We start from the raw sequence: 14059 nt of genomic DNA, 5'->3' as shown, positions 1-14059 counted from the left end.
CCGGAGTAAGAGAGACTGCCCGTACTACGCCAGACCGACCGCGAGCGCCAGCAGGCCGCCGACGACGCCGCCCGTCAGCGTCGCGAGGAAGTTCACGGACTGGTTCCCTATCGTGCCGCCTTCGAGCGTCGCGCCCGCGAGACTGTCGGCGGTCATCCCGGCGACGCCCGCGCCGACGACGACCGCTGCGCCCGTCGCGCCGAAGTCGAAGACGAAGACGCAGAGGCCGGCGATGACCGCGGCGCCCGCGAGGCCGGCGATCTCGCCCTGCCAGGTGACCGCGCCGTCGGTGCCGGGTTCGACGCGCTCGAGCGTCGTCACCAGTCGCGGCTGGTCGAAGAGGCCGCCGACCTCCGAGGAGAGCGTGTCCGCGAGCGCGGTGGCGACGCTGCCCGCGTAGGCGAACTGGTAGACCAGGTCGGAGAGCGGGACGTGGGCGTGGGCCGCGTACAGCAGGAGCGCGATGAGTGCCGCCGCCGAGTTCCCGAGGACGTTCCCGGTGCCCCGGGCGCCGTCGTTGGGTTCGGCGACACCCCGGTCGAGTTTCTGGTCGTACCGGAACTTCGTCGTGAGGCTGCCGACCGCGAAGAACGCGATGAGCACAACGAACCAGCCGTAGTCGCCGAGAACGACCGCCAGGAGGCCGAGGAACACCCCCGTCAGCATCCCCGCGACGGACGTCGCGCCGAGCGCGTGGGAGGCGTAGCCGAAGAGGGCGGTGACCGCGAGCGCGACCACCACGCGTTCCCACGCCATCGCCGTCGAGACGTTCTCGAAGGGCGCGAGCACGGCGAACAGCCACAGCAGCAGTGCCACCGACAGCAACACGACCGGGTCGTCGCGGGAGACGAACACCGTCCGGAGGATGCCAGCGAGCAGCGCGCCGCTGGTCGCGAGGAACAGCCAGGCCGGGTAGGTCGCGGCTTCGTTGCCGGCAGTGGCGACGGCGACCTGGCCGCCGAACGCCGCGAGCGCGCCCACAACGACGAACCCGACCATCGAGAGCGCGCGATTCTCGCGGAGTTCGAGCACGAGTCGGCGGCCCAGGTCGCCGTAGCCGACGACGAGCACGCTCGCGACGAACACGCCGACGGGCACGCCGAACAGCGGGACCAGCAGGCCGATGCTGGCCGCCGCGCCCGCGAAGCCGACGAGCGTCCGCAGGCGTTCCTCGCGGCGGTCGCGGGCCGTCGAGAACACCTCGAACAGCCAGCCGTCGGTGACCGTCGCGCCGAGCACGGCGACGACGGCGAACGGCACCGCCGCTGCCCGCCCGAGCAGTGGTGCCGCGAGAGCCAGCGTCGCCACGAGCGCGAAGGCCAGGGCGCGCCGGAGAGTCCAGTTCACGTCTCCCCGGCGGTTGAGTGGGACCACACTTAACTTCCCCGAACGGGACCCGCAACGTTTTGGACGCCCCGTCCGTCGTCCCGCCGTGGGACTGTACGACTGGTATCTCGCCGCTCGCGTGCGCCGAAACGACGCCGACGTCCCCGACCACGTCGCGCTCGTCATCACCGAACGCGACCTGCTCGAAGCGGGCGCCTACGACACGCTCGCGGACTTCTTCGACTGGGCGTTCGACTACGGCGCCGGCCGCGTCACGGTGTACGTCAGCGTCCTCGACGAGGCCGCGGTGCCGACGCTCGAACGCGAACTCGCGCGCGTCTCGACACCGGAGGAAATCGCCGTCCGCGGGCCCGACGACGACGAACGCGCCGACGCCCCCATCCAGGTGAGTCTCGGCCACGGCGGCAAACACGAGTTCGCCACCGCCGTCCGGAACGTCGCCGAGGCCGTCGACGACGGCGAGATGACCCCCGCTGACGTCGACGAGGACGCCATCGAGGCGGAACTCGTCTTCCCGGAGGAGCCCGACCTCGTCATCAAGACCGGCGCCGAGCGTCTCTCCGATTTCATGATCTGGCAGTCCGTCTACTCGGAGCTCTACTTCACGGACGTGAACTGGCGGGACTTCCGGAAACGGGACTACCTGCGCGCGGTGCTGGACTACGAGAACAGGCAGCGCCGGTTCGGGCGATAAGGCGCGAACAGGCAGAGGATCCGGCTTCTAGTCAGCGGACCGCCCGTCGACTTCCTCGACGTCCGGGCTCTCGGGGAGCGTCCCCTTCAGGCGGTCGAGGACCTGGCGGGCCTCCTTCACGTCGGTGCCGAGCGAACGGACTAGCGCGAGCGCGCGGCGAGCGCGGGTACGACGCCAGGACGCCTCGCGGGACTCGTACGTGCGGACCGCGCGCAGGAAATCGACCTTCGAGAACTCCGGCCAGTACGGCGTGCAGAAGAAGACCGCGGCCTCGCTCCCGTTGGCGTGCCACGGCAGGAAGTTCGACGTGCGTTCGGCACCACCGGTCCGGATGATGAGGTCGACGTCGCGAACGGGGCTGGCGTGGAGGCGGGACTCGATCTCGGCGACGTCGACGTCAGCGGGGTCGATGTCCTCGGCGTCGACGGCGTCGGCGATGCCGCGGGCGGCGCCGAGGAGTTCGGCGCGGCCGCCGTAGGCGAGCGCGATGTTGAGCGTGAACCCGTCGTAGCCCGCGGTGCGGCGGTCGGCGTACGTGGCGGCCTCGCGGACGCGCTCGGGGAGGCGCTCGGTCTCGCCGATGGTCCGGATGCGGACGCGCTGGTCGTGGACGCGGTCGGCGTCAGCGAACTCCCGGAGTTTCCGCGTGAGCAGGTCGAACAGCTGTTCGTTCTGCTCGTCCGGGCGGTCGAAGTTCTCCGTGGAGAAGGCGTACAGTGTCAGCTCCTCGACGCCGAGGTCCGCACACCACTCCAGCACCTGCTCGGTCGTCTGGGCGCCCGAGCGGTGACCGTCGGTGGCTTCCTGCCCGCGTTCGCGGGCGTACCGACGGTTGCCGTCCATGATGACGGCGACGTGCTCGGGGGCGCCGTCGAGTTCGCGGCGGAGCACGCGCTCGTAGGCGCCGTGCACCGCTGCTCGAAGCCGGTCTCGCATTGCCCCTAACGACAACGCTCTCACGTATCAGCCTTCCCCCTCGGCCTGCGGGTTAGGGGGCCGCTTACGAGGGAATCGCCACACGTATGCCCGGCAGGTGCGTCGCCTCGACCATGAGCGAGACGGTCGACGAGAACCTCTACCGGGAGACAGTGGAACTGCTGCAGCCCGGGGACATCGAACTCGCCGGAGCGGTCGTGCACACGCGCTACGGCTCCGACGAGGAGAGCCTGCTCCACCAGCTCACGCTGGACGCGGGTGACGCCATCGCGGCCCACGCAGAGACGGGCGACACGTACGTCTACTCGGGCAACGACAGCGACGAGTTCGGCGTGAACCAGCACCAGGGGCTCACCCTCGAGGACGACGAGTTCGTCTGGGAATGCCAGCAACTGCTCCGCGACGGGCGCTTCGACCTCGTTCTCTACTGGGAGGCGACGGGCGACCACGACGCCGTGCTCTCGGACGTCGCCGCCGTGGAGGGCGTCGAGGAGGTCGTCGGCATCACCGAGGACGGCTTCGACGCCTGAGGCGGGTTCCGGCCGTCGGGCGCGACCCGGGCCGTTTATCTGGCGTGGCGACCCAACCACCGCCATGGACATCGCGGACCTCGACGACCGGGACCGCGCCGTACTCAACGCCTTCCAGGGCGGATTCCCGGTCGTCCAGCGGCCGTTCGAGCCCGCAGCACACGCGCTGCGCTCGCGCGGCATCGAGAGTGAGCCTGCGGACCTCCTCGAACGCGTGCAACGACTCGACGAGGAGGGCGTGCTGACGCGGTTCGGCGCGCTCATCAACGCCGAGGAGATCGGCGGCAACGCGTCGCTCGTCGCGATGCACGCCCCCGAGGACCGCTACGAGGAGATCGCCGAGCTCGTCAACGAACGCCGCGAGGTCGCGCACAACTACGAGCGCGAACACCCGCACCTGAACATGTGGTTCGTCGTGTCGGTCGCCGACGACGAGTGCGTCGAGGACGTGCTCGCCGACATCGAGGCCGAGACCGGCCAGCAGACGTACAACCTCCCGAAACTACGGGAGTTCCGCGTGGAGGCGAAGTTCCTCGTCGACGGCCCCGTCTCGGACGGCGACGTCGACCTCTCGCACCTCGGACCGACGCCCACACCGACCGACCGCGACACCATCACGCCCGCCGAGCGCGACCTCGTGCTCGCGGTACAGGACGGTCTCCCAATCGTGGAGACGCCGTACGCTGCGGTCGCCGCCGAGATCGGTCAGGAGACCGACTGGGTCGTCGAGACGCTCCGGCGGTTCAACGAGGAGGGGAAGGTGCGCCGCGTCGGCGTCATCCCGAACCACTACTCGCTGGGGTACACGGAGAACGGGATGACCGTCTGGGACGTGCCGGACGACCTCGTGAGCGAGGTCGGGCCGGCGGTGGCGGGCCTCGACTTCGTCACGCACTGCTACGAGCGCCCGCGCCACGACGGCGTCTGGCCGTACAACTTCTTCGCGATGACTCACGGCCGGACCGAAGAAGAGAGCCAGGAGCGCATCGAGCAGGTCCGGGACGTGATGGAGCAGTACTGGGACGTCGGCGACGACGACTGGGACACGCTGTTCTCGACGCGCATCCTGAAGAAGACGGGCATCAGGCTCGCGGAGCGCGCCGACGCCAACACCGCATGAGCGCGGCGCTGTCGACATGATACCGCTGCTCCACGACTTCGAGGGCGAGACAGTGCTGGTCGTCGGCGGCGGCCCGGTCGGCGCGCGGAAGGCCCGCCGGTTCGCCCAGGAGGCCGAAGTGGTCGTGTTGAGCCCAGAGTTCGCGGACGACGACTTCGGCGATGCGGACCGCGTGCAGACCGAACCGGCGCCCGCCGAGGCGAGCGACTGGGTCGAGCGCACCGACCCCGCGCTCGTCGTCGCGGCGACTGACGACGCGGCCGTCAACGACGCGTTCGCGGCGGCGGCGCGTGAGGCTGGCGCGCTCGTGAACCGCGCCGACGAGTCCGGGGGCCGGGACGCCGACAGCGTCGTGGTGCCCGCGACAGTGCGGGACGACCCGGTGACCGTCGCCGTCGCCACCGGCGGCGCGAGTCCCGCGCTCTCGAAGCACCTCCGGGAGGAACTGGAGTCGGAGTTCGAGGGCGCGGGGGAGATGGCGACGCTGACCGCCGCCCTCCGCGCCGACCTGAAGGCGGCAGGCGTCGCCCCGAAACGTCGGCGCGAGGCCGTACGGGCTGTCGTGCGGTCGGACGCGGTTTGGAAGGCTTTACGTACCGGAAGTTCCAACCCTCGGGAAACGGCCGAAGGCGTGGTTTCGAGCGCCGTCGGCGAAGTGACGTGGTCTACGTGAACGGGAACACAGGTGTCGTCTCCGGCGTGCGCGTCTCACACGAGACGGCCTCACTCGACGAACTGGAGGCCGCGAGCGCAGCGTCCGATGCGGTCGCACTCGACGCGCTGCTCGACCAGCCAGCCGTCGCGGAGGCGTTCGTCCTCCAGACGTGCCACCGCGTGGAGGCGTACGTGGTCACGGACGACCCCGCGACGGGTCGCCGCGCGCTCGGCGCCGCCGGCTTCGACCCGGCGGGCGCCGGCGCAATCTCGATGGGCCACGAGGAGAGCCTCCGTCACCTCCTTCGGGTCGCCGCCGGCCTGGAGTCCCTCGTCGTCGGCGAGGACCAGATTCTCGGTCAGTTGCGGGACGCCTTCGACGCCGCCCAGGCGGCCGGCGGCATCGACACCGTGCTCCGACAGGCCGTCACGAAGGCGATTCACGTCGGCGAGCGGGCGCGGACGGAGACGACCATCAACGAGGGCGCCACCTCCCTCGGGACGGCGGCGGTCCGCCTCGCCGAGCGAAAGACCGACCTCGACGGCGCCCGCGCGCTGGTGGTCGGCGCGGGCGAGATGGGGGCGCTCGCGGCGAAGGCGTTCGCGAGCGCCGGCGTCGAGGCCCTCGTCGTCGCGAACCGGACGCCGGAGCGGGCGGTCCGGGTCGCCGACACCGTCGACGCGCCGACGGAGACGACGACGCTCGCGAACGCAAGCGAGCGGACGGCTGACGCGGACGTGGTCGTCGCCGCGACCAGCAGCCCGGGCTACGTCCTCGACAGCGAGGCGTTCGCGGACGCGGGCGAAACGGTTGTCGTGGACCTCGCACAGCCCCGGGACGTCGCGCCCGGGGCCGACGACGAGGCGGCGGTGTCTGTCCACGACCTCGAGGCCCTGGAAGCGGTGACGGAGGCGACCCGTGAGCGCCGCGAGGATGCCGCCCGCGAGGTGGAGGCGATGATCGACGCGGAGTTCGAGCGGCTGCTCGCCCAGTACAAGCGCAAGCGCGCCGACGAGGTCATCGCCCGGATGTACGAGAGCGCCGACCGGCTGAAGAACCGCGAGGTGTCGACGGCCGTCTCGCGGCTCGAGGCCGCGGACGGCGACCTCTCGGAGGCGGAACGCGAGGTCGTGGAGTCGATGGCCGACGCCCTGGTCAACCAGCTGCTCGCGGCGCCGACGAAGAGCCTGCGGGACGCCGCCGCGGAGGACGACTGGTCGACCATCGCGACCGCCCTCGAACTGTTCAACCCCGAGTTCGAGGACGGGATGCCGTTCGACGCCGCGCCGAACGACGCGACGCCGGCTGAGTCGGAGGACTGACGGGACTGTTCTACGGGTGCCAGCGAAGTGGTAGCCCGGCCGAGTCGTGGCGTAGCGTTATGTGGCTGGCGAGTGACCTGTCGACCATGGCAGACGTACTCTCAGACGACGAGATCGAGCGGCGAATCCCGAAGCGCTGGTCCCGCGACGGCGACGAGATTACGCGCACCTACGAGTTCGACGACTACCTGAGGGGCGTGGCGTTCGCCACCGAGGTCGGCGAACTCGCCGAGGAGGAGTTCCATCACCCGGAGATCCGCATCGGGTACGAGGAGGTGGAGGTCCGGTTCACCAGCCACGAGGCGGGCGGCGTCACCGAACAGGACATCCACATGGCGGAGCTCTGCGACGACCTCCGGTAGATGGACGCGGCGTACGTCTTCGCGGTCCGATTCCGCCTCGAACCCGAGGGCGGCGTGCGCATCGACCCGCAGGTGTTCGAGACGCGACTCCGCCGGCCCGCCGACCCGCCCGGTGACCCGGGCTGGCTGTTCTTTAGGGACAACCTGTGGCGCGGCGACCTCGGCGACCCCGACAGATTCCGGGCGGTCGCCGAGGACGCCCTCGACGTGCCGGTCGAGTCCGTGGAGTACCGCGCCCTGGAGACCGACCGGGCGTACTACGAGGCGCTGCAGGCCGAGATAGCCGCGGACCTCACGCCGTTCAAGGCCGACACCACGAGCGAGGTACTGAACAAGTACCTCGGCAGTTCGGTGGAGGTCCGCGACTAGCTTCTGGGCGAACGCACCAACAGGACGGTAGTTATGGAGTTCCCGGAGCCAACTGGCCAGAACTCGTTTTCGCCGCTCTGACGAACCGTCGGACGATGCGCAGTGACTACCTCGTCGTCGCCGTTGCGCTCTTGCTCGTGACCGCGGGGTTCGGCGCTGCGGGCGCCACCCCGCTGGACACTGGCGGAGCCAGCGCTGCACAGACCGACAGCACCGTCCAGCAAGCCAACTGCGACTACGCGTCGCTGTACGAACAGACCCTCGACTCGGTGGTCGGCGTCGGGACGGCGGCCGGACAGGGCTCTGGCTTCGTCTACCAGACGTTCGAGGACAACGACACGAGCTACGTCGTCACGAACGCCCACGTCGTCGGCGACGCCAGCAGGGTCGTCGTCCAGTTCGCCGACGAAACCTCGAGCACCGCCGAGGTCATCGGGACCGACGAGATCGCCGACCTCGCCGTCGTCCGGGTGGCCGACACCCCGAGCGACGTGGAGGCGCTCCCGCTCGCGGAGTCGACGCCCACTCCCGGGACCAAGGTCGCCGCCATCGGGAGCCCCTTCGGTCTCGACGAGTCCATCACCCACGGCATCGTGAGCGGCGTCAACCGCTCGCTGCCGACCGGGCAGAACGCCGCAATTCCGACCGTGCTCCAGACGGACGCCCCCATCAACCCCGGTAACAGCGGCGGCCCACTGCTGACCTGTGAGGGGACCGTCGTCGGCGTCAACACCGCCGGCCTCCCCGCGTCGCGCGCCGACAACATCGGCCTCGCCGTCCCCTCGACGCTCGTCCAGCGGGTCGTCCCGGCGCTCGTCGAGAACGGCAGCTACGAGCACGCCTACCTCGGCGTTTCGCTGGCTCCCATCACCCCGCAGCTCGCGTCGGCGAACGACCTGAACACGACCGAGGGCGTCTACGTCCACCGCGCCAACGAGGGGACGCCGGTCGCCGGCGTCTTGCAGGGGACGACCGAGGTCGCCGTCGTCGATGGGAACCGGGTTCCCGTCGGCGGTGACGTCCTCGTCGCCATCGACAACCGCACGGTGGACACGGCGAAGGACCTCGCGACGTACCTGTTCACCGAGGGCCGGCCCGGGGAGACGGTGACGCTCACGGTGCTCAGGGACGGCCAGCGCGAGCAGGTCGAGGTGACGCTGGGCGAGCGGCCCGAACCGCAGAACCCCTGAGTGCTGCCGAAGCCGGCACTCACTAAGTTCCCCGTCAGGCGGTAGCACGAGACGCTCTCACGGTCGCCCGGAACGCTCATACTCTCGGATTCCGTAGCTCCGTATCCAATGGGCTCCCCGTCCGACTACGACGTCTGGCTGTTCGACCTCGACGGGACCCTCGTGGACACCGAGTGGTCGTACACGCGTGAGGTGTTCGACCGCGTGGGCGACCGCGTCGGCCGCGAGTTCACCGACCGCGAGGCCGAGATACTGTGGCACGGCCTCGGCGGGTCCCGGAACGAGCGCCTTCAGTCGTGGGGGTTCGACCCTGCGGCGTTCTGGGCGGCGTTCCACGACATCGAGGACCCGCAGCGCCGCGCCGAGGCCACCTACCTCTACGAAGACGCCGCCCACGTCGCCGACCTCGACGGCCCGGTCGGCGTCGTGACCCACTGCGCGGAGTTCCTCGCTGGCCCCGTCATCGACCACCTCGGCATCGCCGACTGGTTCGACGTCGTGCTCTGCTGTGACGACGATACGGGCTGGAAACCCGACCCTCGCCCCCTCGAACTCGCGCTCGGCGACGTCGGCCTCGAACCCGCCACCCACCACGGGGTGTACGTCGGCGACGCGGCGAGCGACGTGGGCGCCGCGATGAACGCGGGCCTCGACGCCGTCCACGTCGAACGCCACGCGCCGGAGAAGCGCGGCCACTGCGTGCTCGGCGACTACCGCGTCGAGTCCTTCGACGAGGTCTTCGAACCGCGAGCGGACTGACCGCCGTCTACCTCCCACTCGTTCTCCGTCCGACTCCACCGCCAGCCACGACGCCACACCGCGCCGGTCGCGTACCTGCACCATTCCGCAGGAAACGGCCCGGTAACTCAGGGGTAATTCGGCTTAACCGACGAAAATCGACTGTGAACGACGCCACCGTTCAATACCCTCGCGGTCCATGCATTCGATGGCGGCAGCAGAACGCCGCCGGTCAGGGCACAGTTCCGGGCGTCCGTCGGTCGCTGCCGGCTATCCCCCCTCCGCCGGCCGGCGACCACCGAACTCGCGTCCCCCCCCGACGCGTTCCCCCCCGAACGCGGATGCCCGGGGATTGCGGTGTCAGGGTAACACGTTCCGCGCCGGCGCTCCACCGGGTCGGCGCACTGTCGAGACGAGTCAGTGTCTCGACCACCGGCTTTTTCGCCTCTGCGCTCCAAACGTCGGCTATGTCCCGCTTGCGCGAAGCGCTAGGGAACCTGCCAGATTCGGTGTTCGTCGACGTGCTCGAACGGGAGGACGCCTACCTCTTCGTCGTCGACGTGGCCGGCGTCACTGCCGAGGACGTCGACGTTCGCGTCGACGGCCGGACGCTCGTCGTCGACGCACACCGCCAGAAGTCCGTTCCGAGCGGATTCAGCTACCGGACCGAGGAGCGCTCGCTGTTCCTCGACCTCGAACTCCCCCTGCCGCCGGACGCCACCGACGACGGTTCCGCCGCGTCTGTCGACCACGGCGTCCTCGAGGTCCGCCTGCCGAAGCGGGGGGAGACCGCCCACCGGGTTCCCGTCGAGGGGTAATCGGTGGCGGTACTCCGGTCGTACCGCCGGTTCGTCGTCGTCGCGTGGCAGTTCCTCCCGCTCGTCTGGGGCTACCTCCGCGACCGGCGGCGGTTCGTCCTGTTCGGGAGCAGTCGGCCCGTCACCACGGAGACGCGCGTCGAACGCGCCGAACTACTGCTCGACTCGCTGCTCACGCTCGGGCCGACGTTCATCAAACTCGGGCAACTGCTCTCGACGCGACCGGACGTCCTCCCCCCGGAGTACGTCGACGTGCTCACCGACCTCCAGGACCGCGTGCCGCCCGCCGACTGGGAGAACGCCAGAGTGGTGCTGGAGGAGGAACTCGGCCCCGTCGACGACGTGTTCGACGACTTCGACCGTGAACCCATCAGCGGCGCGAGCCTCGGCCAGGTGTACACCGCCCAGGTCGAAGGCGAACCGGTCGCGGTGAAGGTCCGGCGCCCCGGAATCGAGGAGCTCGTCGAGGCCGACCTCCGGGTCGTCCGGTGGACGCTCCCGGTCGTGGCCCGGTTCGTCGGTGAGGGGCGGGCGTTCAGCCTCCGGAGCCTCGCCGACGAGTTCTCGAAGACCATCCGCGAGGAGATGAACTACGACCGCGAGGCCGAGATGCTCACCGAGATCCGCGCGAACTTCGCGGACGACCCGGCGGTCGCCATCCCCCCGGTGTACGACGACTACTCCAGCAGCCGGGTGCTCACGATGCAGTACATCTCGGGCACGAAGATATCGAACGTCGAGGAACTCGAGCGCAAGGGCATCGACCGCTCGCGGGTCGCCGAGACCCTCGAACGCACCTACCTCCAGATGATCATCGAGGACGGCGTCTTCCACGCCGACCCGCACCCGGGTAATCTCGCGGTGCGCGACGATGGCACCGTCGTCTTCTACGACTTCGGGATGAGCGGTCGCGTCGACGAGTTCGTCCAGCAGAAGATCGTGGACTTCTACGTCGCGGTCGCCAACCAGGACATCGACGCAATCCTCGACGCGCTCATCGAGATGGGGACGCTCTCCCCGGAGGCCGACCGCGCCACGATGGCGGAGGTGATGGAACTCGCCATCCAGGACGCCCGCGGGGAGTCCATCGAGACGTACCGCGTCCAGCAGATCGTGGGGAAGGTCGAGGACACCATCTACGAGTTCCCGCTGCGCCTGCCGTCGAACCTCGCGCTCGTGCTCCGGGTCGCCACCGTCGTCGAGGGAGTCTGTGTCACCCTCGACCCCGACTTCGACTTCATCTCCGTGGCGACGGAGTATCTCACCGAGCAGGGCTACCGCGAGGAGTCCATCAAGCAGTTCGCCACCCAGACCGCCGAGCAGTTCCGTGACTCCGCGCAGTCCGCGGTCCGCATCCCGCCGAAATTAGAGGACGCGCTGAACCGCGTCGAGCGCGAGGACCTCCACGTCCGCGCGGACCTCGAGGACAGCAACGGCGTCGTCGACCGCCTCGCGCGCCGCCTCGTGCTCGGTCTCGTGCTCGCGACGAGCGTCCCCACGACGGCGCTGCTGTACGCCTTCGAGAACTTCACCCCGGCGACCGCCATCTCGGCCACCTTCACGCTGCTCGTCGCGCTCGCGCTCTACCGGTCGTTCCGGAAGCGCCAGGGCATCCGCGCGACCCCGCAGTTCACCAGGCAGAACCTCCGCGGACGCGGCGAGGACTGAGGCTCACACCGACCTGGCGGCGACCGTAGTGGTGCCCGGCGCCGACCACCGCGAGCCGCGGAAACAGAACAGGTAGTCATTGCCCACCGCCATCGGCTCCCACTGGCCGTCGGTCCACTTCACCTCGCCCTCCGGGGTCACGCAGACCAGTTCACCGTCGGCGTCGCTCTCCTGACCACCCTCCGTCTCACCGACCGGTACACGTGACAGGATGGCGTGGTCGTCCGCGCCAACCACCCTACTACCCGGGTGACCGTCCGAGAGCTGCCAGCGCTTGTCGCCGGAGGCAGCGTCGAGGGCGTGCAGTTCACCCGGGTCGCCGACCGCGAACCCTGAGGTGTCCGACGTCCGGACGTACAGCGTGTCGCCGGCGAGCACCGGTTCGCTCGTGACCCCGAGGTAGTCCTCCGGGGGAATCGACGGGTCGGTCACCTCGAACGTCCACGCCGACTCGCCCGTGTCCGCCTCGAACGCCTGGAGGCCGTGCTGGTAGCCGACGTAGACGAGGTCGTCTGGCTGGTTCACGACGGGTCTGGTGGTGTCGCCCTCCGCGGACGTGCGCCAGTCGACGTCCCCGGTCTCCACGTCGAGGGCGGCGAGTTCGTCGCGGTCACTGCTGACGTAGACGGTGTCACCGGCGACTGTCGGCGAGTGCGAGGGGTCGCGGGCGGCGTCGAAGAACCAGTCCTCCTCGCCCGACGCCGCGTCGAGGGCGTAGACGCCACCCTCGCCGAGTCCCTCAGCGGGGACGAACACCCGGTCGCGGGCGTACACCGGTGGGCCGACGAGTTCGATGTCGAACGACTGCGACCAGAGCCGGTCGCCCGAATCCCGCGAGAGGGCGCGGACCTCGCCGTGGCCGTGGTCGGTGTTCGAGTTGTCCTGCCCGGAGGCGACGAAGACGGCGTCGTCGCCGTCGCAGTCGCCGAGCGCAGGTGAGAAGACCTGTCCGTAGGGGAGCGAGCGCGACCATGTTTCGCTCCCCTCGGCGAGGGCGTGGGCCCGAACCTCGCTGGTCGCGGGCGTCTCGGCCCAGTCCTTCACGCCGAAGAACGCGTGCTCTGCGTCGACTGCGGGGTCGCTGACCCACTCGTGTTCCCGGAACGACAACGTCCACTCGGTCCCGGACGGTTCCGCGGTGGACGCGTCCGGGTTGTGGCCGGTTGCGCTGGCGGCGAAGTCGGCCATCGGCCAGCCGCCGTCCTGTGTCGGCTCCGGTATCTCGTCGGTCGGGGTGGTCCCTGTGGTCGTCTGCGTCGTCGAGGGGTCCCGGCTCCGCCCCGCTTCCGGGTCGCCGCCGAGACAGCCGGTCGCGGCCGCGAGCGCTGTCACCGCACTCGCGTGGAGGAACTGGCGTCGTCGCATCACGTGCAACGTGTCCGCGGGCGAGAATAAGACTCCCGGAGACCACAGTGAGATTTTCACTGCCAGGAGAAGCCGGCGGGCCCCGTTCCGTCCACTACACTCTTGGTCGTGTCGGCCGTTCGTCCGGTGATGTATCTCGGCAACGAAGCGTGGCCGGACCTCGGCGACTACTTCGAGTCGGAGTCCCTCGCGCTGGTCCCGCTCGGCTCCACCGAACAGCACGGCCCGCACCTCCCGGAGGGCACCGACCACGTCATCGCGGAGGCGTTCGCGCGGGCGGCCGCCGACGAGACCGGCTTCCTCTGCACGCCAACCGTCAACGTCGGTGTCAGTGGCCATCACCGCCAGTTCCACGGCACGATGTGGGTCAGTCCGTCCGCCTTCCGCAACTACGTCGAATCACTCACGCGCAACCTCACATCCCACGGCATCGACCGCGTCGTGTTCGTGAACGCCCACGGCGGCAACGTCCCCCACCTCCGCGAGGTCGGAGCGCGACTCCGCGAGGACGAAGTGGCCTACGCCGTCGACTGGATGTGGGACGAGAGCGTCCCGGAACTGGTCGACGACCTGTTCGACCAGAACGGCCCCCACGGCGGCCCCAAGGAGACGGCGATGCTGCAGTACCTCGAACCCGAACTCGTCCACGACGACCGCCTCGCCGAGGCCCGCGACGGCGGCGTCCCGAGCGTCGCGGACGCCGAGACAATCGTCCACGGCGCGCGGACGTACTACGACGCCGCGGACAACACCGAGAACGGCGTGCTCGGCGACCAGACCGACGCCACCCCGGCGAAGGGAGAACAGCTGTTCGAGGCCGCGAGCGACCAGCTCGTCCAGCTGTGTGAGTGGCTCGACGACCAGCGGTTCGCGGACCTGATGCCCCGGGACCACGTGTAGTACCACGCCTGCCGCCGTCGCCCGAGTTTTCACCCCGTGTCGCGT

The 14059-nt window shown here is 69.9% G+C and carries 15 protein-coding genes; 12 read left to right on the top strand and 3 right to left on the bottom strand.

What is annotated here, in order from left to right:
- Positions 1–24: 24 nt before the first annotated feature.
- On the bottom strand, positions 25–1347 hold the full coding sequence (locus HALDL1_13895; protein AHG04557.1) for a hypothetical protein: 1323 nt from the start codon (positions 1345–1347) through the stop codon (positions 25–27).
- Positions 1348–1432: 85 nt separating this feature from the next.
- Here HALDL1_13895 and HALDL1_13890 point away from each other — a divergent pair, with 85 nt between their 5' ends.
- A complete protein-coding gene (locus HALDL1_13890) occupies positions 1433–2041 on the top strand; it encodes a di-trans,poly-cis-decaprenylcistransferase / (Z)-prenyl diphosphate synthase (protein ID AHG04556.1) in 609 nt (202 codons plus the stop codon).
- A gap of 27 nt (positions 2042–2068) precedes the next feature.
- Here the strand turns inward: HALDL1_13890 and HALDL1_13885 are convergent, their stop codons facing one another.
- Complete coding sequence (locus HALDL1_13885; GenBank protein AHG04555.1) at positions 2069–2977, bottom strand: UDP pyrophosphate synthase; 909 nt, start codon at positions 2975–2977, stop codon at positions 2069–2071.
- A 113-nt stretch (positions 2978–3090) separates the two neighbouring features.
- Between HALDL1_13885 and HALDL1_13880 the strand changes: the two genes are divergently transcribed.
- The 10 genes from HALDL1_13880 (at position 3091) to HALDL1_13835 (ending at position 11749) form a co-directional block, all read left to right on the top strand.
- A complete protein-coding gene (locus HALDL1_13880; GenBank protein AHG04554.1) occupies positions 3091–3507 on the top strand; it encodes a hypothetical protein in 417 nt (138 codons plus the stop codon).
- A gap of 64 nt (positions 3508–3571) precedes the next feature.
- Positions 3572–4627, top strand: a complete 1056-nt coding sequence (locus HALDL1_13875) for a heme biosynthesis protein (GenBank protein ID AHG04553.1) — start codon at positions 3572–3574, stop codon at positions 4625–4627.
- 16 nt (positions 4628–4643) lie between these two features.
- Positions 4644–5300 carry a precorrin-2 oxidase/ferrochelatase gene (locus HALDL1_13870; GenBank protein AHG04552.1) on the top strand — a complete coding sequence of 219 codons (657 nt, stop codon included), beginning with the start codon at positions 4644–4646 and terminating at the stop codon, positions 5298–5300.
- Positions 5297–6604, top strand: a complete 1308-nt coding sequence (locus HALDL1_13865; protein ID AHG04551.1) for a glutamyl-tRNA reductase — start codon at positions 5297–5299, stop codon at positions 6602–6604. Before HALDL1_13870 ends, HALDL1_13865 begins: the two co-directional genes overlap by 4 nt.
- Before the next feature lie 86 nt (positions 6605–6690).
- Positions 6691–6966: a pterin-4-alpha-carbinolamine dehydratase gene (locus HALDL1_13860; GenBank protein AHG04550.1), complete on the top strand. Its 276-nt coding sequence runs from the start codon at positions 6691–6693 to the stop codon at positions 6964–6966.
- Complete coding sequence (locus tag HALDL1_13855; GenBank protein AHG04549.1) at positions 6967–7335, top strand: hypothetical protein; 369 nt, start codon at positions 6967–6969, stop codon at positions 7333–7335.
- A 95-nt stretch (positions 7336–7430) separates the two neighbouring features.
- Entirely contained in the window at positions 7431–8525 is a 1095-nt protein-coding gene (locus tag HALDL1_13850) for a serine protease (GenBank protein ID AHG04548.1), read from the top strand.
- Positions 8526–8633: 108 nt separating this feature from the next.
- On the top strand, positions 8634–9284 hold the full coding sequence (locus tag HALDL1_13845) for a 3-phosphoglycerate kinase (GenBank protein ID AHG04547.1): 651 nt from the start codon (positions 8634–8636) through the stop codon (positions 9282–9284).
- A 446-nt stretch (positions 9285–9730) separates the two neighbouring features.
- Positions 9731–10081, top strand: a complete 351-nt coding sequence (locus HALDL1_13840) for a molecular chaperone Hsp20 (protein ID AHG04546.1) — start codon at positions 9731–9733, stop codon at positions 10079–10081.
- A 3-nt stretch (positions 10082–10084) separates the two neighbouring features.
- Positions 10085–11749, top strand: a complete 1665-nt coding sequence (locus HALDL1_13835; GenBank protein AHG04545.1) for a membrane protein — start codon at positions 10085–10087, stop codon at positions 11747–11749.
- A gap of 3 nt (positions 11750–11752) precedes the next feature.
- Here HALDL1_13835 and HALDL1_13830 read toward each other — a convergent pair whose 3' ends face one another.
- Positions 11753–13114, bottom strand: coding sequence for a hypothetical protein (locus HALDL1_13830; GenBank protein ID AHG05375.1), 1362 nt, complete (start codon positions 13112–13114; stop codon positions 11753–11755).
- Between the two features lie 129 nt (positions 13115–13243).
- On the opposite strand from HALDL1_13830, the gene HALDL1_13825 reads away from it, so the two are divergent.
- On the top strand, positions 13244–14014 hold the full coding sequence (locus tag HALDL1_13825; protein ID AHG04544.1) for an amidase: 771 nt from the start codon (positions 13244–13246) through the stop codon (positions 14012–14014).
- The last annotated feature ends 45 nt before the right edge of the window (positions 14015–14059 follow it).

This window comes from Halobacterium sp. DL1 (assembly GCA_000230955.3).
Taxonomy (GTDB): Archaea; Halobacteriota; Halobacteria; order Halobacteriales; family Halobacteriaceae; genus Halobacterium.
Note: the sequence above shows the minus strand (reverse complement) of the source record. Positions and strands in the feature narration are given on the sequence as shown.